Source organism: Candidatus Providencia siddallii (assembly GCF_964026685.1).
Taxonomy (GTDB): Bacteria; Pseudomonadota; Gammaproteobacteria; order Enterobacterales; family Enterobacteriaceae; genus Providencia_A; species Providencia_A siddallii_A.
In genome coordinates this window covers 24,990-50,572 of sequence record NZ_OZ034688.1, presented here as the reverse complement: position 1 = coordinate 50,572, position 25,583 = coordinate 24,990, and the positions used below count along the sequence as shown (strand labels likewise).

Genomic DNA, 25,583 nt, shown 5'->3' with positions numbered 1-25,583 from the left:
AATTATTAAAGTTATAGTATAATAATTATTATAAATTTTATTTAAAATAAAATAAAATATTTTATATATATTAAAAAATTTCTTTAAAAAAATACTTTACAAATAATAGAGGATATAAAATGGAATGTGATTTACTTTTTGATTTCGGAAATTCAAAAGAACGAGTTGAAAACGCTATTATAGATTTACAAAAAAAAAAGGGTGTTTTAGTAATTGATGATGAAAATCGTGAAAATGAAGGAGATATAATTTTTGCCGCAGAAACAATTACTATAAAACAAATGGCTTTTGCTATCAACTATAGCAGCGGGATTATATGTCTTTGTATAACAGAAAATAGACGAAAACAATTAAATATTCCAATGATGGTAAAAAATAATACTAGTAAAAACCAAACAGCATTCACAGTAAGCATCGAAGCAGCAAATGGTATAACAACTGGTGTATCAGCTGCCGACAGAGTCAAAACAATTCATACTGCAATAGCAGATAATGCTAACCCATCAGATATTAATCATCCAGGACACGTTTTTCCTTTATTAGGTTGTAAAAATGGTGTATTAAATCGTCGCGGTCATACTGAAGCATCAATTGATCTTGCTACTATAGCTGGCTTTAAACCAGCTGGTGTTTTATGCGAACTAACAAATAATGACGGTACAATGGCTAGAACACATGATGTTATAAAATTTGCAAAAAAACACAAAATGACAGTAATGACTATTGATGATTTAGTAAAATATAGATTAAAAAAATATCAATTACTTTAAGTTAAAAATCAATTTGTAATTTTAATATTTTTTATAAAAATTATATTTCAAATAAATTATTCTATACTTCTATTTTATAAAGATATAACTATTCATTATAAATATTCTATTAAACTTATCAATATATATTGATATTTTTAATAATTTTAAAAAATATTTTAATATTTAAATAATACTTTTATACTTAAAAAAAATATAAAATAATATATGTTAATTTTAAAATTAATATAATTCAAAAACTATTTTTATTTTTTTATAATTTTAAAAAATTAATAATATAATTACATATTAATTAAATCATAATATAAAATTATATATTAATTAACTTAAAAAAATATAATTTCTTACAAAAAATATTTTTTTAGAAATAAAAAACAAATAATTTTTAAAAAAATATTTACTTATATTTTTTTTATATTAAATTATATATAAAACGATTAACTATAAGAAAACAACAATGTATATATTGTATTTATTTTTTTTAAGAATAAAACAATTAATCATATATATATTTTTAATACAATCATTTTTTTCAAAATTTATTTATGCAACAGAACCGATAATAAATAAAAATACTATAAACAAAATAATTATTAACACACAAAAAACAAATTCTGAAAATTATTCCTATTTATCATCAAAACCAACACAAAATACACTTAATAAACATAATATTCCAGATATTCCATTATATAAAACAACAAATGTTTTTAATCAAAATAATATAGATCTTAAAACTAAAATAGCTAAACATAGCACTCAAATTGGTTATATTTTGAACAATAAAAATAAATATAATAATTCAATAAATTATGTTTATAATTTAAGTGAAAATCTTATTAATGAATATATAACAAATTTATTAAATAAATATTGTAAAGCAAAAATACAGATAAATATTAATAAAACAAAAAATATAGATATATTATTACCATTTTTAAATAAACAAAATGATTTTTTATTTGCTCAATTAGGATTAAGAAAAATAAATAATAAAAAAATAACAAACACTGGTTTAGGTTATCGTCAATACTTAAAAAATTTAATGTTTGGTATAAATAGTTTTTATGATTATGATATTACAGGAAAAAATTCTAGGTTTAGTATTGGATATGAACTATGGTTAGATTACATAAAGTTTTCAGCAAATAATTATTTTCGTTTAACAAATTGGCATAAATCTAACTCACATAATTTAAAAGAATATGACGAACGACCTGCTAATGGTTTTGATTTTAATACAGAATACTATTTACCATTTTATACGCAATTTGGCATGTTTGTTAAATATGAAAAATACATAAACAATTATATAAATGATAATACACTTTTATTAAAAACTCCAAAACAAAACAGATCAACAATTGGAATCATTTATAACCCATTACCATTTATAACTTTTAAAGGAAAAACATCTAAAGGAAAATTTAATGATAATCATATAGAAATAAAATTAACTTATAACTTTTTATTACCACTAAAACAACAAATAATTCCAAATAATATAAACATAACACGAAAACTATACGGAAATAGATACGATTTTATAGATCGTAATTATAATATAATTATGCAATATAAAAAACAAAATTTTTTAAATATATCGCTTCCTAAATCTATTACAATAGAAAATGATGAAAACATACAAATAACAGCTGTAATCAATAACTTCAAATATGGATTAAAAAATATTTTATGGTCTGCTCCAAAAATAATAACAGAAGGTGGTAAAATTCAAAAAACATCATTAAATAGTATAAAATTAATTTTACCAAAAAATGCATTTAAAACAACACAAAATAAAATAAAACAATATTATTTATATGCAATTGGAATCGACAATAACAACAATAAATCAAACACAGCAATTATGCTAATAAATTTGATAAAATCACAAAATATTATTTGTGATTTAAATATATCACCTAATAAAATTTTATTAGCAAACGATAAAGATGAATATACAGCAACAATTAATATTCAAAACGAAAAAAAAGAACCATTATCAAATAAAAATATAACTTTTCTAATAGAAAATTTTTTGGATAATACCAAAATAACATTAAATAATTTAAGTAATAAAACCGAACAAAAAATAACTACAAAAACGGATAAAAATGGTAAAGCATCAATTTTAATAACAAGTAAAATATCTGGAGAAGGTACTTTAAAAGCAATTATAGAAAATAAAAATTTTATTAATAAAAAAATAACATTCAAACAAACAGAAAATTTAAATCACACAATAAATTTAACATTAAAAAAAGATAAAGCAATAGCGAATGGAATTGATGAAAACATTGTTATAGCAACAGTATTAGATGAACATAAAAACCCAATAAAAAATAAAATACTAAATATTAGTGCATCAAATAAAGCAAAAATTACAAAAAATATACAAACAACAGATAATAATGGACAAATTTTTATATTATTTACAAATACAAACTCAGGTGAATCTATTTTAACGATAACTGATTCAAATATTCAAAAAAATATATCAACAAAATTCATCCAAGATATTAATACATCAATAATAGAATCAGTAAAATTAAATGATATAAATACAAAAAAAATATTAAAAAACACATCTAGTTTTTCTTACACAGTAAAAGTAGTTGATATTAACGAAAAACCAATTAAAAATATTACAATTATACCATATGCAGATAAAAAAAATGTTTTTTTAGAAGTAAAATCTAAAACAAATGAAAACGGAGAATCTATAATAATACTAACAAACAATAATATACCTGTAAGTGATATTACAGTTGGAGCAAAATTAAACACATCAAAAATAATTGTTAATGCGGACAAAAAAGTTTCATTTAATTTAGTAAATATAAAAGGATATGTTATAAATGCTACAAATGATAAACCACTAAATAATGTCAAAATAAATATTTATAAAAATAATGAAACAAATCTAATAGATACAATTTATTCTGATAACAATGGTGAATTTAAAACTATTTTAGAAATTGATAATTATATATTTAATTTATCTTTAAAAGGTTTTATAAATTTAAATAAAAAAATTTATGTAAATAATAATATTGAAAATATTTTCCCGATGTCATTAACACTTAATGAAATATCTGGAAGAATAATTTTAAATTGGAATAAAGAACCAAATGATCTAGATGCACACCTTTATGTTCCTACTAAAAATAATACAAATAGAGTAGAAGTATTTTTTGATCAAAAACAACCTAATGAATCAAATGCTATATTAGATATAGATAAACAACATTTCCCAGGAATAGAAACAATTTCTCTATTAAAATTAAATAAAGGAAAATATTTATATTTTGTTCACAACTGTGACGAGTATACAAGCTCTAATAACTTAGAAGCAAATGTTACAATTAATTTAAATGATGGACAAACAAAAACGTTTGCATCCCCAAATATGCCTATTAAATCAAGAGATTGTTGGATTGTATTTGAACTTGATACTACAACAGACAATGCGATAATTAACGATATAAATTCAATTTCAATTTGTCCATAAAATATAATTTTATATTTTTGTATTTTATGTATTCTGGAATAAAAATATTTTAAACATATTTATTAATTAAATTAATAAATATGTTTAAAATATTTTTATTAAATACATATCTCTTAAAAAAATAAATATTTTATTATTTAACTATATTGTATTATTTACAATAAATAATACAATATAGTTAAATATATATTTCAAAAATTAAAATTAAATTTTATTAAAAAGTTTTATATAAAAAATCAAAAATTATTTTCCAATACAAAAATTAGAAAAAATACTATGTAGTAAATCATCAGAAGTATATTTGCCAGTAATCTTATTTAATTCATTTTGAGCTAAACGTAATTCTTCTGCAATTAATTCATATGAATTATTAGTAATAATTTCCTCATAACAATTAGATAAATAAATATATGCAGATTTAAGAGCTTGTAAATGACGTTCTCTTGCAATAAAAACACCTTCATTATCATTATTAAAACTTACAATAGATTTAAGATGTTCATACAATATATTTATTCCATTACATTCACGAACAGACATATATATAGTTGGATACTCTTTATTTTCAATTTTAACATCTTCACCAGTTAAATCTATCTTATTACGAATTATAGTAATAGGAATTTTATATGACAAACAATCAATAAATTCAGAACAAAACTGAAATTCATTTTTCGATGTAACAGTAGAATCTACAACATACAATATTCTATCTGCTCGTTTTATTATATTTAATGCGCGTTCAACTCCTATACGTTCAACTTCATTATTAGGATTACATAATCCAGCACTATCAAATATATTTATTTGTATACCATTAATATAAATATGTTCACATAATATATCTCTCGTAGTACCAGCAATATCCGTAACAATAGCAACATCACTACCAACTAATGTATTTAACAAACTACTTTTACCGGCATTTGGTGAACCAGCAATAACTATATTTATCCCTTCACGTAATAAAATTCCTTTTTTTGTTTGTGATAAAATATTTTTTAAAAATAAAATAATTTTATTTAATTTATATTTTATTTCATTATTTAATAAATAAGTATTTTCTTGTTCTGAAAAATCAATTGAACCCTCAATATATATGCGTAACTCTTTTAACATATTTACCAATTTATAAATATTACTAGAAAAAACTCCTTGTAAACTTTTTATTGCAGAACGAACAGCTTGTTCTGAATTTGCTTCAATTAAATCAGAAATAGCTTCAGCTTGAATTAAATCAATTTTTTTATTTAAAAACGCACGTTCACAAAATTCTCCTGGATTAGCAATCCGTACTTCATTAATATCCAATATTCTTTTAAGAATTAAATTAAGAACTATTAAGCCTCCATGTCCATGTAATTCTAAAACATCTTCACCAGTAAAAGAATTAGGACTAGGAAAATAAATTGCAATTCCATGATCTATTACAATATCATTATCATCAAAAAATGGAATATAATCAGCATAACGTGGTTTAGGTATTTTTTTTAAAATTTTATTAGAAACAGTCTTAACTTTACAACCAGATACACGTATAATACCAACTCCTCCGCGACTAACTGGTGTTATTTGTGCTACAATAGTATCATTAATATATTTTAATGGCTTTTTATTTAAATTTAAATTATTTTTTACCACAATCATGTAATCCAGATTTTTCTAAACTTCTATATATAAATTGTTGTTGAATAATTGTAACAAAATTACTAATTATATAATATAAAACAAGTCCTGATGGAAACCATAAAAAAAATATTATAAATATAATTGGCATATACGTTACAATCTTTTTCTGCATTGGTTCTGTAACGGTTACAGGAGACATTCGTTGAATAATAAACATAGTAAAACCCATTAACATAGGTAAAATATAATAAGGATCTTGTGCTGATAAATCATTAATCCAACCAAAAAAAGATGCATGACGCAACTCAACTGAACCCATTAACATATAATATAATGCAAGAAAAATTGGCATTTGTATAATCAAAGGTAAACATCCTCCTAATGGGTTTACTTTTTCAATTTTATACATAGCTATTATTTCTTGACTTATACGTTGTTTATCATTACTGAAACGTTCACGTATCTCAATAATCTTCGGTTGTAATAATCTCATCTTTGCCATTGATATATATTGAGCTTTAGTTAATGGATACATAACCCCTCTAACTATAAAAGTAATAATAATAATAGATATACCCCAATTACTTACATAATTTTGAATTATTTTTAACAACTTAAACATAGGTTGAGAAATAAACCACAACCAACCATAATCTACTGTTAAATCTAAATGAGACGCAACTTTGGCCATTTCTGATTGAATTTCTGGACCAACCCACAACGTTGATGAATAATCAAAAATACTATTAGATGGAATTATTGTTGATTCACTTTTATAACCAACTATAATATATTTATTATCTAAATATATACTATAAAAAGTATTATTTTCATTATTTGGTGGCACCCAAGCTGTTGCAAAATATTGTTGCAAAAAAGCAATCCAACCTCCTTTTGTATTAAAATTTAAATTTTTATTTTCTATATCACTAATACTATATTTTTGATAACTATTTTCATATGATGAAAATGCAGCGCCACGATACGTTTTTAAAGCAAAATTACTATTATTTACATCTCGTTCTTTAGGCAAAATAATACTTTGTTTTAGTTGACCAAAAATAGCAACACTAATATTATTAAGCGTTGGGTTTTGAACTGTATACTTAATATCAATAGAATATTTTCCGCGTTTTATAATATATGTTTTTTTATAAATAATATTATTAGAATCAATAAAAATCATAGGAATAATTAACACATTTTGATTTTCTTTTAATTCAAAAAATTTTTTATCTATTTTATATACAGGACGAACACCTTTATTATTTAATGGATTATCCGGACCATTATATCCGACAAAACCACTTTGTGCTTGATAAATAAAATCTCGTTGTGTTTCTAATAAACGAAATGGAATTTTAGAATAAAGAGTCTTAGGATAAACTAATAAATCTACTTCATCAATATCACCATAGATATTTATTAACATCTTAAAAACATCTGTTTTTACTGTAATTTTTTCATTTTTTACTAAATTATCAATAAAACCAGAATTTGGAATTTCAATTTGTTTTACATTTTGAACATTTTTAGAATTTTGTAAATTTTTTTTATTTTCTAAATTTTGCCAAAATAAAAATAATATAAACAACAAAACTATAAATACAAAATTACCTTTCAAATGCATTGATTTTATTCTCTATTACCTATATTTTTAAACACAACAGGATCTTTTCCTCCAGGATGCAAAGGATTACATTTCAATATACGTTTTATCATTAAAAAGATACCTTTAAACAAACCAAATCTACATAATACTTCAATTCCATAATTAGAACACGTTGGATCAAATCTACAATTTTTACCTAATAAAGGACTAATAAATGCTTGATAAGCAATCAATAACATAATTAAAATTTTTATACAAAATGATTGTAACAATGCCATATTTTATTTAATAAATGTGTTATTTTATCTTTATGAAAATTAACTATATTTTTTTTTATTAAAACAATAAAATCCATTGAATATAGTTCATGCTGATGCAAACGAAAATACTCACGAATTATTCGTTTTATTCTATTTCGTTCATGAGCGTATTTAATTTTTTTTTTACAAAAATTATACCTATACGAGGATATCCAAGCCCATTTAAACAACCAAAAATTTTTACCTCTATTGAATTAGATAATTGATGTTTCTTAAAAACATTATTAAAACTTTTATAAGTTAATAAACGATTTTTTTTAGAAAATATTAAACTGTTCATATTAAATTATCTTTAACTAGAAGAAACAGTTAAACGCGTACGTTTTTTAGAACGACGTCTAGATAAAATATAACGACCATTTTTACTAGACATACGTGCACGAAACCCATGTGAACGATTACGTTTTATTATAGATGGTTGATAAGTACGTTTCATAAAACTTTATCCAAAATTTTTTATTATTTTAATAACATTTTATTTTAAAATTATTATTTTTATAATAAATTATTTAAAATTTACTTCTATATAATTTATTATTTTATTAAAATATTAACTTTTATGTTATTTTATATTAATAAATATTTTATTTTTATATTTTTTTCAATTATAACTACTGATATAAAAAAAACAATAACCTTCTTCAAAATATTTTGATATCAATATTAAATAATAATAAAAATCACAATAAACTATTTTAGTTAATCAATAATTTTTTTTAATTTTAAAATATTTTTTATTAATTAAGATCTATAAAATTATATAAAAGAATAAAGATCTAATTAAAATTTTACTATATGATCATAAAACTATTCATTTAATAAATTATTTTACATAATTTATGGAGTTCAACGTGTTACTTTCGCTTTGGCAGCGATGTCTTAAACAATTACAACATGAATTACCTACTACAGAATTCAGTATGTGGATACGACCATTACAAGCTGAGCTAAATAATAATATACTAATACTTTATGCACCAAATCGTTTTGTATTTAAATATGTAAAAGACAAATATATGAATAATATAAATACATTATTAAATAATATTCATGGATCAAATGTTCCAAAACTTCAGTTAAAAATAGGAAATAAACCAATTGTTATTATACAAAAAAATTTACAAAATAATAATATTAATAATACAAATAAAATTTTTACAAAATCAAAATCAATAGAAAAAAATAAAAATATTTATGAATTAAAATTTAATTTTTATCCTAAAATAAATAAAAAACATATTTTTGATAATTTTATTGAAGGAAAATCAAATCAATTAGCAATTGCAGCAACAAAACAAATTGCAAAAAATTTAGGAAAAAAATATAATCCATTATTTTTATACAGTGAAACTGGTTTAGGTAAAACACATTTACTGCATGCTATAGCAAATAATATTATACAAAATAAAAAAAATATTCGTATTGTTTATATACATTCAGAACAATTTGTACAAAATATGGTTAAAGCATTACAAAACAACGTAATTGAAGATTTTAAACATTATTATCGTTCTTTAAATGCATTACTTATAGATGATATTCAATTTTTTGCTAATAAAGAACGTTCTCAAGAAGAATTTTTTCATACATTTAATACATTATTTGAACATAATCAACAAATAATTTTAACTTCTGATAGATATCCAAAAGAAATTAATGGTATAGAAGAAAGATTAAAATCTCGTTTAAGTTGGGGTTTAACAATCGCAATAGAACCACCAGATTTAGAAACACGAATAGCTATTTTAATGAAAAAAGCCGATGAAAATAAAATAACAATTTCTAATGAAGTAGCTTGTTTTATTGCAAAACAAATTTGTTCTAACGTTCGAGAATTAGAAGGAGCTCTTAATCTAGTTATTGCTAATTCAAATCTTACTAAACATGAAATTACAATTAATTTTGTTAAAGAAACATTACGTGATTTATTAACAATAAAAAAAAAATTAATAACTATTGACAATATACAAAAAACAATATCAAAATATTATAAAATAAAAATTACAGATTTATTATCTAAGCGTCGATCTCGTTATATCTCACGTCCTCGTCAAATAGCTATGGCGTTATCAAAAAAATTAACAAATCACAGTTTGCACGAAATAGGACAATCATTTGGAGGAAGAGATCATACTACAGTTTTACATGCTTGTCGTACAATTAAAGAATTATTAAAAAAAAATCATAATATAAAAGAAGATTTTTCTAACTTAATCAAAATACTATCATTATAAAATTGTGAAATTAATTATAAAACGCGAGAAATTATTAAAAGAATTGCATCAAATTAACAATATTATAAGTAATAAACCATCTTTACCGATTTTAAATAATTTATTATTAAATATAAAAGATTATGTATTGCAATTTACTGCAACTGATTTAGAAATTGAAATAATTACTAACATTTACTTAAATCAAAAATATAAAATTGAATCAATAACAATCCCAGCTCGTAAATTTTACGATATATGCCGTAATTTACCAGATAACTCTATTCTAAAATTAGAATTTTATGATAATAAATTAATTATAAAATCTAATAAAAGTTATTTTTCAATATCAACATTACCATCCATTAATTTTCCAAACATAAATATTTGGAAAACTAAAATAAATTTTTTTATATCACAAGCAACATTAAAATATTTAATTGAAACAACTAAATTTTCTATGGCTCAACAAGATATTCGTTATTATCTCAATGGGATATTATTTGAAATAAAAGAAAAAACCATAAGATCTGTTTCAACAGATGGACATAGACTTTCAATTTGTTCTGTTAAAATTAATGAACTATTACCACATCATTTTATGATTTTACCAAGAAAAGGGGTAATTGAATTATTACGATTATTAGACAATAGTGAAACTTTAATAGAATTACAAATTGGCAATAATAACATTCGTATAATTTTAAATAATATTATATTTACATCAAAACTAATTGATGGAAATTTTCCAAATTATAAACAAATTTTATATAAAAATTATAAAAAAACTTTAGAAGCACCCTGTGAATTATTAAAACAAGCATTTTTACGTACTGCTATTTTATCAAATAAAAAATTATTAGTAACTAAATTATTTTTTTCTAAAAATCAATTAAAAATAACTTCAAACAACATAGAGCAAGAAATAGCAGAAGAAATTATTGATATTATATATAATGATGTAGATACAGAAATTCATCTTAATATAAATTATATTTTAGATATATTAAATACAATAAAAAGTAAAAAAATTCAATTTCTGTTTAATGATGCATATTCCAGTGTACTAATAAAAAATCCAGAAAATAACAATTTAATTTATATTGTAATGCCTATACGTTTATAAAATAAAAAATAATAAAAAATTGATATTTTTAAAAAAAAATACAAAATATTATTTTATATAAAAATTATGTAAAATAAGTATTATTAATTACAAAAATATATTTTATTAAATAATATATTTAAAAATAAAATAAATACATTAAACTTAAAAAAATAGGAATTTTAATGTCTAACATATATGATTCTTCAAGTATAAAAATATTAAAAGGATTAGATGCAGTACGTACACGTCCAGGAATGTATATTGGAAATACAGATGATGGAACAGGTCTTCATCATATGGTTTTTGAAGTTATAGATAATGCTGTAGACGAATTTTTAGCTGGCTACTGCAAAAATATAATTATAACAATTTATTCTGATAATTCAATTTCAATTCAAGATGACGGACGTGGAATTCCAACAGAAATTCATGAAGAAGGTGTATCTGCTGCAGAAGTTATCATGACAATTTTACATGCAGGTGGTAAATTTGATAACAATTCATACAAAATTTCAGGCGGGTTACATGGAGTAGGAATATCTGTTGTTAATGCATTATCTAAAAAATTAGAATTAATAATTAATCGAAACGGTAAAATTCATAAACAAATTTATAAAAATGGGATACCACAAGATAAATTAATAATAATTGGAAAAACTATTTTAACTGGTACATTTATACGTTTTTGGCCAAGCATGGATATATTTAAAATTATAACAAAATTTGATTACAATATTTTAGAAAAACGTTTACGAGAATTATCTTTTCTTAATTCAAAACTTTCTATTAAGCTTTTTGATCAACGTAGTAATAAAAAAGAACATTTCCGATACACAGGAGGAATAAAATCTTTTATTGAATTTTTACGTGGTAATAAAACTACTATTCATAATTCAATATTTTATATATTAAAAGAAAAAAATAAAATTAACGTTGAAATTGCAATGCAATGGAACAATGATTTTCAAGAAAATGTTTATTGTTATACTAACAATATCCCACAACGTGATGGCGGAACCCATCTTGCTGGTTTTAGAACTGCTATAACTCGTACTTTAAATAATTATATGGATAAAGAAGGTTATCAAAAAAAATCTAAAATCAATGTAACAGGAGAAGATATGAGAGAAGGTTTAATTGCAATTATATCTGTAAAAGTTTTTAATCCTAAATTCTCGTCTCAAACCAAAGAAAAAATTATATCAACGGAAGTTAAAACTGCTGTTGAAACAATAATGAATGAACATTTTAATGAATATTTACTAGAAAATCCCAATGATGCAAAAATAATAGTTAATAAAATAATAAATGCAGCACGCATTCGTGAAGCAGCTCGTAAATCAAGAGAAATTACACGTAAAAGCGTATTAGATTTATTTTCTTTACCTGGAAAATTAGCGGATTGTCAAGAACGAAATCCAGCTTTATCTGAACTTTATCTTGTAGAAGGAGATTCTGCTGGAGGATCAGCAAAACAAGGTCGTAATAGAAAAAATCAAGCTATTTTACCTTTAAAAGGTAAAATACTAAATGTTGAAAAAGCTCGTTTCGATAAAATGTTATCTTCTCAAGAGATAGCCACACTTATTACAGCACTTGATTGTGGAATTGGAAATGAAAAATATAATCCAGATAAATTACGTTATCATAGCATAATAATAATGACTGATGCTGACGTTGATGGTTCTCATATACGAACATTACTTTTAACTTTTTTTTATCGTCAACTACCTGAAATAATTGAACGAGGACATTTGTATATAGCTCAACCACCTTTATATAGAATAAAAAAAGGAAAAAAAGAATATTATATTAAAAATAACGAAGAATTAGACGAGTTTTTATTTTCTATAGCTCTTGATGGAGCAGAGCTTTTTTTAGATACAAAATTACCAGCAATAAATAAAGAAAAATTAAAAAAATTAATTATTGAATTTAATTCAATAAATCAAATAACACAACAATTTGAATATTTATATCCAAAATATTTTTTAAATAATTTATTTTACCAAAAATCACCAACAGAAAATGATTTTAGAAATATAAAAAAAATAAATAAATGGATAAAACAACTTATTAATAAATTAGAAAACAATAAAAAATTTAATGATAATTTTAAATATACTATTACTAAAAATAATGAATCAAAATTATATGAATTTACAATTTTAATAAACCACAATGGAACTAATAATAGCTACAATTTTAATTATAATTTTTTTAATTCTAACGAATATAAAAATATAATAAATTTCAATAATTCAATCTCAAATATAATCAAAAAAAACGCTTATATAAAACGCGGAGAAAATTATAAAAATATAAACAATTTAAAAGAAGCAGTTGATTGGCTTAACTTAGAATCACGTCGTGGGTTATCTATTCAACGCTATAAAGGATTAGGTGAAATGAATCCTATTCAACTTTGGGAAACAACAATGAATCCTCTTACACGTAATATGATACGTATTACTATAAAAAATGCAATTTCAACTGATTTGTTATTTACAAAACTAATGGGTGATTCAGTTGAACCTCGTCGTGCATTTATCGAAGAAAATGCATTAAAAGCAAAACATATTGATTTTTAATATGTTTTAAACAATACTAAAAATAATAACATTAATATATTATAACTAATATTTAAGCAAAATTAAATATATATTTTTAAAATAATTTTATTCTAGAACAAATTAATAAAAAAATATATTTTACTAAAATCATAATAAAATTTTTAACATACGCCTTATTGGTTCAGCCCCGCCCCATAATAACTGATCCCCAACAGAAAAAGCTGATATATATTTAGAACCTATATTTAATTTACGTAACCGTCCAATTGCAACTGTTAATTTACCAGTAACAGCAGTTGGGGTTAATTCATAAATTGTATTTTTATAATTATTAGGTATTAATTTTACCCAAGAATTATTAGAAATAATAATATGTTCAATTTCTTTTAAAGATAAATTTTTTTTTAATTTTAACGTAAAAGCTTGACCATGACAACGTAATGAAGCAATACGAACACATATTCCATCTACATAAATAATATTATTATTGGTTAATAATATTTTATTTATTTCTGCTTGACACTTCCATTCTTCAAAACTTTGTCCATTTTTTGTTTCTTTATCAATTCAAGGAATAAAACTACAAGCTAAAGGTACACTAAAAGCATCAGTTAACATTTTATCACAACGCATAAAATTAGTTATTTTTTTTTCAATATCTAAAATAATAGAAGGCTTATTAAATAACTCTTTAGATACTTGATCATACAAAATACCCATTTGCAATAATAATTCACGAATATAATTCGAACCTGCACCTGAAGCAGCTTGATATGTTGATACTGATACCCATTCAACTAAATTATTTAAGAATAATCCTCCTAACGACATTAGCATTAAACTTACTACACAATTAGCACCTATAAATGTTTTAATACCATTATTTAACCCATTTTTAATATTATTATAATTAATTGGGTCCAAAATAATAATTGCATCATTTTTCATACGCAAAAATGACGAAGAATCTATCCAATATCCATCCCAACCACACTTACGAAGTTTATAATAAATGTTACTAGTGTAACCAGCACCTTGACAAGAAATAATAATATCTAATTCTTTTAATAGATCAATATTAAAAGCATCTTGTAATATATTATTATATTTATTATTAAATGGAACTTTTTGACCACATTGTGATGTTGAAAAAAATATAGAATTGATAGTATTAAAATCACCTTCCTCTAACATCCTTTGTATTAAAACAGATCCTATCATACCACGCCATCCAATAAAACCTACATTTTTCATTCAACTATTCCTAAAATTTTAACTATTAAAAAATAAAATCATTAATAAAAAAAATAATTTAATTATACATTAAATTAAATTATTATATAAAATTTATTTTTTTTAAAAAAAATTCTAAAAAATATACAATATAATAATATTAAATATTAATAAAATTTAATGTTTTTCAATAACGAATATAAAATTAAATATTTAATACAAAAAATATTAATATTTTAATATATTTAATAAATAATTAGAAACAATTGATGATATATAAAACGTCAGTATTTTAATAAACATTTTAAAACAAAACATTACTTAAAAAATCATAACATATATTCTATACTTAAATTTTATTTAAAATAAAAATAACATATCTATAAAAAAATATTTTTATATTTAATATTTTAAAAAAAATGTTGTAAACATAAAAAAACAAAAATTAACATCTTTTAGATATATCAAGAAAATTGTGTGAACGCTTAACAAAATATTCAATAGTAAGGAGGTGATCCAACCGCAGGTTCCCCTACGGTTACCTTGTTACGACTTCACCCCAGTCATGAACCACAAAGTGGTAAATGCCCTCCAAAAAAAAGGTTAAGCTATTTACTTCTTTTGCAACCCACTCCCATGGTGTGACGGGCGGTGTGTACAAGGCCCGGGAACGTATTCACCGTAGCATTCTGATCTACGATTACTAGCGATTCCGACTTTATGGAGTCGAGTTGCAGACTCCAATCCGGACTACGACATACTTTATAAGTTTCGCTTACTTTTGCAAGTTTGCTTCTTTTTGTATATGCCATTGTAGCACGTGTGTAGCCCTACTCGTAAGGGCCATGATGACTTGACGTCGTCCCCGCCTTCCTCCAGTTTATCACCGGCAGTCTCCTTTGAGTTCCCGACTTAAATCGCTGGCAACAAAGGATAAGGGTTGCGCTCGTTGCGGGACTTAACCCAACATTTCACAACACGAGCTGACGACAGCCATGCAGCACCTGTCTCAGAGTTCCCGAAGGCACTTAAACATTTCTGTAAAATACTCTGGATGTCAAGAGTAGGTAAGGTTCTTCGCGTTGCATCGAATTAAACCACATGCTCCACCGCTTGTGCGGGCCCCCGTCAATTCATTTGAGTTTTAACCTTGCGGCCGTACTCCCCAGGCGGTCGATTTAACGTGTTAACTCCGAAAGCCATTCCTCTAGGAAACAACTTTCAAATCGACATCGTTTACAGCATGGACTACCAGGGTATCTAATCCTGTTTGCTCCCCACGCTTTCGCACCTTAGCGTCAGTTTTTGTCCAGGAGGCCGCCTTCGCCACTGGTATTCCTCCATATCTCTACGCATTTCACCGCTACACATGGAATTCTACCTCCCTCTACAAAACTCTAGCTAATTAGTTTTAGATGCCATTCCTAAGTTAAGCCTAGGGCTTTCACATCTAACTTGATTAACCGCCTACGTGCTCTTTACGCCCAGTAATTCCGATTAACGCTCGCACCCTCCGTATTACCGCGGCTGCTGGCACGGAGTTAGCCGGTGCTTTTTCTGTCGATCATGTCAAATACCAATGATATTAGCATTGATGTTTTTCTCCACGACTAAAAGTACTTTACAACCCTAAGGCCTTCTTCATACACGCGGCATAGCTGCATCAGGCTTTCGCCCATTGTGCAATATTCCCCACTGCTGCCTCCCGTAGGAGTCTGGACCGTGTCTCAGTTCCAGTGTGGCTGATCATCCTCTCAGACCAGCTAGGGATCGTAGCCTAGGTGAGCCATTACCACACCTACTAGCTAATCCCATATGGGTTCATCCAATAACGCAAGGACCTAAGTTCCCCTGCTTTTCTCATTAGAGTTTATGCGGTATTAGCTATCGTTTCCAATAGTTATCCCCCTTTATTGGGCAGATCCCCATACATTACTCACCCGTCCGCCGCTCGTCAGCAAATTCTGTTACCGCTCGACTTGCATGTGTTAGGCTTGCCGCCAGCGTTCAATCTGAGCCATGATCAAACTCTTCGATTAAAAATCATTTTTCTTAAAAAATAAATATTTTTAAAATATCTTAATTATTCTTCAAGAAGTAAAACAAAATACTATTTTTTTGAATAAAATTGTAAGCGCCCACACAAATTTCTTGATAAATTGTAAAAGAACATTAATAAATCATTTTTCCCTTAAATAATATATATATATATAGCTTAATGTCAAGCTTTTTTAATTATAATTTGCATTTTTAATAACAATATTTTATAAAAAATATTTTATATTTTTTTAGAAAAATATAAAATAATTATAAATCAACAATTTTATAATAAAAATATAAAAAATAATAAAAAACTATAATTTATATTATTCCGTATAAATATAATATATAATAAAATTATTTTTTATAATTTTAAAATTTTTTATCTCTAAAAATGCTTTTTTTAATACATTCTTTAGGTAATTCTTTAATAAACCTAGATGGCCGTAAAAAAATATTTTTACCATATAAACGACGAGTTTCTGCATATGTAATTGTAAGTTTTTTCATAGCACGAGTAATTCCTACATAAGCTAATCGTCTTTCTTCTTCTACACGTTTATTTTTTAACATAGACATTTGACTTGGAAATAAACCTTCTTCAGCTCCTATAATAAAAACAATTGGAAATTCAAGTCCTTTAGCAGAATGTAATGTCATTAATTGTACTGCATCTTGATCAAGATTTGTTTTTTCTTCATTTGAATTTAATGCTACATAAGACAAAAATGCCTGTAATAAATGTAAATCTCGATATTCATCTTGAACAGAAAAATTAAAAGTTAATTTTAAAAGTTCATTTAAATTATCAATACGATTTTGTGATTTTTCATTTTTTTCTTGTTTGTACATTTCTAATAATCCTGAAATTTCAATTACTTTAGATACTTGAATATGTAATGGATTATTTTGAATTTCATTTTTTAATAACATTATTAATTCTAAAAAATGTTTAATTGCAATATTTGCTCTTTTTGAAAACATATTTTTAAAAAGTAAATATTCACAAGTTTTCCATAAAGTTAATTGTTGTTTAGATGAAAATTGACGAATAATACTTAATGTCATTTTTCCAATATCCCTATGAGGTATATTAATTATTCGTTCAAAAGATGAATCATCATTACTATTTAAAATTAATCTTAAATAAGAAAGTACTTCTTTAATTTCTTTTCGCTCAAAAAATCGTTTTCCACCACATATTTTGTATGGAATTCTTTTTTGTATTAAAACTTCTTCTAATAATCTAGATTGAATATTTCTACGATATAAAATTGCACAATTTTTTAACATACCATTATTTTTATATATTTTTTCTATTTGCTCTACTACATATAAAGCTTCATCTAAATCATTAAATGCACAATAAATTAAAATAGGTTCCCCATTATCACAATTTGTCCATAAATTTTTTCCCATACGAATACTATTATTGGATATTAAAGCATTTGCTGCTTTTAAAATATTATTTGTAGAGCGATAATTTTGTTCTAAACGAATAATTTTTAAATTAGAAAAATCATTAAAAATACGTTTTATATTTTCTATTTCAGCTCCTCTCCAACCATAAATTGATTGATCATCATCGCCAACAATCATTACATTTCCTTTGTCGCCAACAAGTTTAGAAAACCATATATATTGAATGGTATTAGTATCTTGAAATTCATCTATAAAAACATTTTTAAATCTATTACGATAATTCTGTAATATATCAGGCTTATTCAACCATAATTCATAAGCTCTTAATAATAATTCAGAAAAATCTACTAAACCAGATCTATCACAAGTATCTTGATATATTTGATATATTTTTAAAAATGTTTCTTCTATTTTATCATCATAAATTTTAATATTATAAGGACGTATCCCATTATTCTTTTTAGTATTAATATATTTTAAACAATTACTTGGAGACCATTTTTTTTCATCTAAATTTAAAACATTCAATAATCTACGAATAAGACAAATTTGATCATCATTATCTAATATTTGAAAATCTTTTGGTAAATTTACATACATATAATGTTTACGTAATAAACGATATGCCAAACTATGAAACGTACCAATCCAAATTTCCTCTTTAATAATAAGTAATTGATTAATACGTTGCTTCATTTCCAATGCTGCTTTATTAGTAAATGTTACTGCTAATATAGAAAAAGGAGGTTTTTTTTTAACTGATATTAACCAAATAATACGATAAACTAATACACTTGTTTTACCACTTCCTGCTCCAGCAAGAACTAATAAATTAACATCATCTGGAGCAGAAACAACTTCAAGTTGTTTTTCATTTAAATTTTTTAATAAAAAAGATATATCCATAATTTGTTTTATTAATAAAATAGATAAATTTATTTATAAAATTAAAATATTTGTTTATAAATATATATTTTTAAATAAAATACCAAAAATAATTATTATATAAATAATATAAAAATAATACAAATTAAATTTATAAGATAACATAATTATAGTTTTAACGTAAAAATTTAATTTAAATATTATCTTTTAATAAAATTATATTTTATATTAAAACTTAATAAAAAATAATTATTCAAATTATTTAAAATATTAAAATATATTTTTTTTAAAAAAAGAAATTAATGTAATTTTTTTTAAAATATATTTTTTATTATTTTTTTAAAAAATATTTAAAAATAATTAATATATTTATTCTAAAAATATTATTTTAAAAAAATATATTTAATTAATTTCAATTTTTTATAATTAAAATTAATTATTAATTTTCATAACTATTAATTTAATAAAATGTATATAATTATAACTAATTACAACAGTAAAAATAATAAATTAATTAAAAATTAAAAAAATTAAAAAACAATTATTTATTAAAATAAAATATATAAAATAAAATAAAAAATATTTTAATTATTATAATAAAATTATAGTAAATATTTTAATTTTAAAACAATATTAAAAAAGATAAAAAAAATAAACATATTTAAAATAATTTGCATAAAATAAAAAATTTTTTTACTATTTATCATCTTTTTTAATTAAAAAAACAACAGCAAAACATGCGATACCTTCTTTTCTACCAATGAACCCTAATTTATCAGTTGTTGTAGATTTTATATTAATAAGATCTAAATTACATTTAAGATCTGTTGATAAATTAATACGCATCTGCATAATATAAGGCAAAAGTATTGGTTCTTGAGCTAAAATAGTTATATCAATATTACCAATATTAAATTTATTTATTAAAACACTATAAAATACTTTTTTTAATAATAAACGGCTATTTATATTTTTATAATTAGGATTTGTATCAGGAAACCACTTACCAATATCTCCTAATGAAGATGCTCCTAAAATTGCATCTATAAGAGAATGCAAAAGTACATCTCCATCTGAATGAGATGATAAACCGTATTTATAAGAAATATTTACCCCACCAATAATTAATTGTCGTTTTTTACAAAACTTATGTACATCAAAACCATGTCCTATTTTCATATATTCATTTTTAATAAATAAAATTCAACTAATAATAAATCTTCTGGATAGGTTACCTTTAAATTATCAGTTCTACCAATAACAATAATAGGATTGTATCCATAATATTCAAGAACAGAAGATTCATCAGTAAATATTTTTTTTTTAAGATTTAATAAACAATAACGTAATAATGATAATGGAAAAATTTGAGGTGTTAATGAATACCAAAGATTTTTGCGATCAATAGTATATCTAATATTTTGATAATTTTTAAAACTACATTTAATTGTATCACGTACAGGGATACCTAATATTCCACCACAACAATTACCATTTACTGTAATTCGAAAAAGTTTATTTAAATCATCTTGATGTAAACATGGGCGAACAGCATCATGTATTAATACCCAATAATCATAAAAATTACTAAATAAAAAATTTAACCCAGCTAAAATAGAATCAGAACGTTCTTTACCTCCAATAACTGTTATAATTTTAGAATTTTTAACTATATCAAGATTACAAAATATTCTATCATTAACATTTAAAACTACTACAATAAATTTAATATTTTTATTTAATAATAAAGTATAAATCGTATGTTCAATAATAGTTTTACCTGCAACTAATAAATATTGTTTTGGTAAATCAGAATTCATACGAATTCCAATTCCAGCGGCTGGAACAATTGCTACAATTTTTTTACTACTTTTTTTTTTATTAATCATTAATATTTTTACTATAATTATCTTTTTTATTAATAATATGATAATAAATTTCTTCGTTTTTTTTCATTCCTAAATCATTTCTAGCTCGTTCTTCTATAGCTTCCAAGCCATTATATAAATCATTATTTTCTATAAAAAGCTGTTTATTACGAGCTTTAAAAATATAAATTAATTCTTTTTGAATTTTAATTTCATTTTTAACTTTTAAATAATCATATATACCATTTTTACCTAAAAACAAAGAATATTGCAACCAAATTATTATTAATAGCAATAATAGTGTTAATTTATTAATTCTAAAAATAAACATAAAAAAAATATTATAATTAATTAAAATTAAATATAAAAAAATAAATAAAAAAGTAACTATAAAATTATAAAAAATATAAAAATAATAAAATATTAATAAAATTTACTTTTAATTATCAATTTTATGATAAACTTATCAAAATAAATATTTTTTGTTTTTTTTAAAAAATTGCTTATTAATAAATTAATATCTAATATTTAATGTATTATTTATCTAAGACTTATATTTATATATTAAAAAAAACAATTTAATATTATATTTAAATAATAATAAAAACTAAACAAAAAAAATAAATTTAAACTAAAATTATTAAAAAAATATTTTTTTATATTTTTTTAAATAATATAAAAACAAAATAATTATTTTATATTAATATTTTAATTAAAATTTTTATATAAAATATTTTTTAAAAAAAATATTTTATAATGTGTTTTAAAAAAAAAAAAAAAAAAAAATAAAATAAAAAATATTTTATTTTTTTTACATAAATAACAAATTAAATTTTATTTAATAAAAGAAAAATAAATATGCAATTATTTCGTCCTATTCGTAGAGCTATATTAAGTGTTTCTGATAAAAAAGAAATTGTTAATTTCGCAAAAGAACTTTCTAAACGAGGAGTAGATTTAATATCTACAAATAAAACAGCTGATTTATTAATTCAATCAAATATTAAAGTAATAAAAATTTCAGAATATACAAATTTTCCTGAAATAATGGATGGCAGAATAAAAACATTACACTTAAAATTACATGGTGGAATTTTAGGCCGTCGTGGAGTCGATGACGATATAATGAAATTATATAATATACCAACAATAGATATTGTTATTGTAAATTTGTATCCATTTAAAAAAATTATAAAAAAACAAAATTGTACTATTGAAGATGCATTTACAAATATCGATATTGGTGGAAACACAATGATTCGAGCTGCCGCTAAAAATTATAGAGATATAACAATTGTAACTGACAAACAAGACTATGAATCAATTATAAAAGAAATGGATATAAACAAAAATTCATTAAGTTTATCAACACGTTTTAATCTAGCTATCAAAGCTTTTGAATATAGCGCAGAATACGATAGTTCAATAGCAAATTATTTAGGAAAATTTTTTAATAATCACAACAATACAAAAAATAAAAAATCAATAATAAATTTTCCTCATACATTAAACTTAAATTTTATAAAAAAACAAGATTTACGATATGGTGAAAACTATCATCAAAAAGCATCATTTTATACAAAAAAAAAACAAAAAGAAAATTCTATATCTACTTTTAAACAAATTCATGGAAAAACACTTTCGTATAATAACATATTAGATGCAAATACAGCAATTGAATGTGTAAGAACATTTGATAAACCAGCCTGTGTTATAGTAAAACATTCAAATCCTTGTGGTGTGTCAATTTCAAATAATATAAAAAAAAGTTATATTAATGCATTCAAATGTGATCCAATTTCAGCATTCGGTGGAATAATAGCATTTAACCGTAAATTAGATAAAATAACTTTAGAAACAATTATTAATAATCAATTTGTTGAAGTAATTATTGCTCCATATATCGATAATGATATATCACAAATTCTTATAAAAAAACAAAATATACGATTATTAACTTGTGGAAATTTAAATAAACCAATTAGTAATTTTGATTTTAAAAGCGTAAATGGTGGATTATTAGTTCAAAATAGCGATATTGATATTATAAAAAATGAAAATTTTTTTATAGTTACTAAAAGATATCCAACAGAAAATGAATTAAATGATGCAAATTTATCTTGGAAAGTTGCTAAATTTGTAAAATCTAATGCAATTGTATATGCAAAAAATAATATGACTATAGGTATTGGAGCAGGTCAAATGAGTCGTGTGTATTCAGCTAAGATCGCTAATTTAAAAGCAATAGACTCAAATTTAAAAACAAATGGATGTACAATGGCATCTGATGCTTTTTTACCATTTTGTGATAGTATCAAAATAGCAGCAGATATAGGTGTAACTTGTATCATCCAACCTGGAGGATCAATTCGTGATATTGATACAATCAATATTGCTAATAAATATAATATTGCAATGATATTTACTAAAATACGTCACTTAAAACATTAGTTGCTTAAAAGGAATATAAATGAATATATTAATTATAGGAAAAGGCGGACGAGAACATGCTATTGCATGGAAAATATCAAAATCTCCATTAATAAAAAAAATTTATGTTGCACCTGGCAATGCTGGAACAGCATTAGAACCATTAATAGAAAATGTAAATATTTTAGAAACAGATATTAATGGATTATTAAAATTTGCTAAAAAAAAACATATTGACTTAACTATTGTAGGACCAGAATACCCACTTGTTATTGGAATAGTTGATATATTTAAAGAAGCTAATATGACTATTTTAGGACCAACTAAAAAAGCAGCACAAATTGAAGGATCAAAAAGCTTTGCAAAAAATTTTCTAAAAAAATATAAAATTCCAACTGCAAATTATAAAGTTTTTAAAGAATTAAAACCAGCTTTAAATTATTTAGATCAAATTAAAATTCCAATTGTAATAAAAGCAGATGGTTTAGCTTCAGGTAAAGGTGTAATCATAGCTAATAATTTAAATTTTGCTAAAAATACCGTAAAAAATATGCTTAACGGTAATTTATTTGGCAATGCAGGATGCAAAATTGTAATTGAAGAATTTCTTTATGGTGAAGAGATTAGTTTTACTGTAATAATCGATGGTAAAAATATGATACCGATTGTAACATGTCAAGATCATAAACGTATTGGAAACAATGATACAGGTCTAAATACAGGAGGAATGGGTGCTTATTCTCCTGTAACAATTGTTAATGATACAATATATAAACGAATAATGGATCAAATAATTAATCCAACAATAAAAGGATTAAAAGAAGAAAACAACAATTACAAAGGGTTTTTATACGCAGGATTAATAATAGATAAATTAGGAAATCCTAAAGTTATTGAATTTAATTGTAGACTTGGAGATCCAGAAACGCAAACAATAATTATGAGATTAAAATCTGATTTAGTAGAACTATGTCTTTCCTGCATAAACTCTGATCTTATAAATAATCCGTTATTATGGGATAAAAGATTTTCCTTAAGTGTAGTAATATCTTCTATTGGATATCCTGAATATTATAAAAAAGGAGATATAATTCATAATTTACCTATAAAAGAAACAAGTGATTTTAAAATATTTCATTCTGGCACAAAAATAAATAATAATAAAATTGTTACATCTGGTGGTCGTGTATTATGTGTTACTGCTTTAGGATATGATATAATACAAGCAAAAGAAAAAGCTTATGAAATAATTAAAAAAATCAAATGGGAAAATAGTTATTATAGAAACGATATTGGGTTTCACGCTATATAATAATAAATTATAAAATATAATTTTAATTTATTAAATTTCAAAAAAATTTAATTTTTTAATATATCTAATATTTTAGAAAATTATATTTTTATATTAAAATAACAATAATTTTATATTTTAATCATCATTAGATTATATCTATTGCTATATATAATTTTTTTGTTATACTTAAGATAATTTTACTTTATAAATTAATTTTTCACAAAAAACTATACTATTTATTATAAATAAAATTATATTTATTAGAGAAAATAAAAAATGATAACTATAAATGCAATTACACGACATAACTGTGGCAAAAGTAGCAGTAAAAAACTACGAAAAAATAATAAAACTCCAGCAATTATTTATGGAAATAATATAAAACCTATTCATATTATAATCATGCAAAATGAAATAATAAATAAAAAAAATAATAAAGATTTCTACTCAATATTAAATTTAATATTAGATAAAAAAAAAATAAAAGTAAAAATTCAAGATATTCAATATCATCCATTCAAAAATAAATTTGTACATATTGATTTTATCATAATTAATTAAAATTTAATTTTTAAATAAAACAAAAACATTAATTTATTTAACATTTTTTTATTTTTTGTTAAAATTTTTAAGTAAAAATTTTTATTTTAATTATAATCAAAAAAAATATAA

Annotated in this window: 17 protein-coding genes, 1 rRNA gene and 1 pseudogene; 8 read left to right on the top strand and 11 right to left on the bottom strand. The window is 22.7% G+C overall.

Translation table 4 applies throughout. The annotated features are described in order from the left end of the window. The first annotated feature begins 119 nt into the window (after nt 1–119). Together ribB and AAGD61_RS00155 are read left to right on the top strand one after the other, a co-directional pair. Nucleotides 120–770 (top strand): 3,4-dihydroxy-2-butanone-4-phosphate synthase, encoded by a 651-nt coding sequence (ribB, locus tag AAGD61_RS00160; protein WP_341765031.1) that lies wholly within the window; start codon nt 120–122, stop codon nt 768–770. Nucleotides 771–1,227: 457 nt separating this feature from the next. Continuing rightward, the gene (locus AAGD61_RS00155) at nt 1,228–4,284 is read left to right on the top strand and encodes an inverse autotransporter beta domain-containing protein (protein ID WP_341765030.1); all 3,057 of its coding nucleotides are present in this window, start codon (nt 1,228–1,230) and stop codon (nt 4,282–4,284) included. Between the two features lie 243 nt (nt 4,285–4,527). Here AAGD61_RS00155 and mnmE read toward each other — a convergent pair whose 3' ends face one another. The 5 genes and pseudogenes from mnmE to rpmH form a co-directional block, all read right to left on the bottom strand. Continuing rightward, a complete protein-coding gene (gene mnmE / locus AAGD61_RS00150) occupies nt 4,528–5,931 on the bottom strand; it encodes a tRNA uridine-5-carboxymethylaminomethyl(34) synthesis GTPase MnmE (protein WP_341765029.1) in 1,404 nt (467 codons plus the stop codon). Further along, nucleotides 5,912–7,543, bottom strand: a complete 1,632-nt coding sequence (gene yidC / locus AAGD61_RS00145; RefSeq protein ID WP_341765028.1) for a membrane protein insertase YidC — start codon at nt 7,541–7,543, stop codon at nt 5,912–5,914. The genes mnmE and yidC overlap by 20 nt, the downstream gene beginning before the upstream one ends. A 5-nt stretch (nt 7,544–7,548) precedes the next feature. Next, nucleotides 7,549–7,803: a membrane protein insertion efficiency factor YidD gene (yidD, locus tag AAGD61_RS00140; protein WP_341765027.1), complete on the bottom strand. Its 255-nt coding sequence runs from the start codon at nt 7,801–7,803 to the stop codon at nt 7,549–7,551. Continuing rightward, nucleotides 7,776–8,125: pseudogene (gene rnpA, locus AAGD61_RS00135) on the bottom strand (ribonuclease P protein component). The gene yidD and the pseudogene rnpA overlap by 28 nt, the downstream one beginning before the upstream one ends. 12 nt (nt 8,126–8,137) lie before the next feature. Further along, the gene (rpmH, locus tag AAGD61_RS00130; RefSeq protein ID WP_341765026.1) at nt 8,138–8,281 is read right to left on the bottom strand and encodes a 50S ribosomal protein L34; all 144 of its coding nucleotides are present in this window, start codon (nt 8,279–8,281) and stop codon (nt 8,138–8,140) included. 415 nt (nt 8,282–8,696) lie between these two features. Here rpmH and dnaA point away from each other — a divergent pair, with 415 nt between their 5' ends. The 3 genes from dnaA (at nt 8,697) to gyrB (ending at nt 13,757) form a co-directional block, all read left to right on the top strand. Continuing rightward, entirely contained in the window at nt 8,697–10,079 is a 1,383-nt protein-coding gene (gene dnaA / locus AAGD61_RS00125; protein ID WP_341765025.1) for a chromosomal replication initiator protein DnaA, read from the top strand. A gap of 4 nt (nt 10,080–10,083) precedes the next feature. Continuing rightward, on the top strand, nt 10,084–11,184 hold the full coding sequence (gene dnaN / locus AAGD61_RS00120; RefSeq protein WP_341765024.1) for a DNA polymerase III subunit beta: 1,101 nt from the start codon (nt 10,084–10,086) through the stop codon (nt 11,182–11,184). A gap of 164 nt (nt 11,185–11,348) precedes the next feature. Next, nucleotides 11,349–13,757: a DNA topoisomerase (ATP-hydrolyzing) subunit B gene (gene gyrB / locus AAGD61_RS00115; protein ID WP_341765023.1), complete on the top strand. Its 2,409-nt coding sequence runs from the start codon at nt 11,349–11,351 to the stop codon at nt 13,755–13,757. Nucleotides 13,758–13,880: 123 nt separating this feature from the next. On the opposite strand, the gene asd is transcribed toward gyrB, so the two are convergent. From asd to ftsB, 6 genes are all read right to left on the bottom strand, one after another. Continuing rightward, nucleotides 13,881–14,993 (bottom strand): aspartate-semialdehyde dehydrogenase, encoded by a 1,113-nt coding sequence (gene asd / locus AAGD61_RS00110; protein WP_341765022.1) that lies wholly within the window; start codon nt 14,991–14,993, stop codon nt 13,881–13,883. Nucleotides 14,994–15,476: 483 nt separating this feature from the next. Next, nucleotides 15,477–17,011, bottom strand: a 16S ribosomal RNA gene (locus AAGD61_RS00105). Between the two features lie 373 nt (nt 17,012–17,384). Beyond that, nucleotides 17,385–19,340 (bottom strand): DNA helicase II, encoded by a 1,956-nt coding sequence (uvrD, locus tag AAGD61_RS00100; RefSeq protein ID WP_341765021.1) that lies wholly within the window; start codon nt 19,338–19,340, stop codon nt 17,385–17,387. A 675-nt stretch (nt 19,341–20,015) separates the two neighbouring features. Then, a complete protein-coding gene (gene ispF / locus AAGD61_RS00095; RefSeq protein WP_341765020.1) occupies nt 20,016–20,498 on the bottom strand; it encodes a 2-C-methyl-D-erythritol 2,4-cyclodiphosphate synthase in 483 nt (160 codons plus the stop codon). Continuing rightward, nucleotides 20,489–21,208: a 2-C-methyl-D-erythritol 4-phosphate cytidylyltransferase gene (ispD, locus tag AAGD61_RS00090; RefSeq protein WP_341765019.1), complete on the bottom strand. Its 720-nt coding sequence runs from the start codon at nt 21,206–21,208 to the stop codon at nt 20,489–20,491. Before ispD ends, ispF begins: the two co-directional genes overlap by 10 nt. Further along, entirely contained in the window at nt 21,201–21,503 is a 303-nt protein-coding gene (gene ftsB, locus AAGD61_RS00085; protein WP_341765310.1) for a cell division protein FtsB, read from the bottom strand. The genes ispD and ftsB overlap by 8 nt, the downstream gene beginning before the upstream one ends. Nucleotides 21,504–22,045: 542 nt before the next feature. Here ftsB and purH point away from each other — a divergent pair. The 3 genes from purH (at nt 22,046) to rplY (ending at nt 25,472) form a co-directional block, all read left to right on the top strand. Then, nucleotides 22,046–23,638 (top strand): bifunctional phosphoribosylaminoimidazolecarboxamide formyltransferase/IMP cyclohydrolase, encoded by a 1,593-nt coding sequence (gene purH, locus AAGD61_RS00080; protein WP_341765018.1) that lies wholly within the window; start codon nt 22,046–22,048, stop codon nt 23,636–23,638. A gap of 19 nt (nt 23,639–23,657) precedes the next feature. Beyond that, on the top strand, nt 23,658–24,929 hold the full coding sequence (gene purD / locus AAGD61_RS00075; protein WP_341765017.1) for a phosphoribosylamine--glycine ligase: 1,272 nt from the start codon (nt 23,658–23,660) through the stop codon (nt 24,927–24,929). 258 nt (nt 24,930–25,187) lie between these two features. Further along, nucleotides 25,188–25,472 carry a 50S ribosomal protein L25 gene (gene rplY / locus AAGD61_RS00070; RefSeq protein WP_341765016.1) on the top strand — a complete coding sequence of 95 codons (285 nt, stop codon included), beginning with the start codon at nt 25,188–25,190 and terminating at the stop codon, nt 25,470–25,472. The last annotated feature ends 111 nt before the right edge of the window (nt 25,473–25,583 follow it).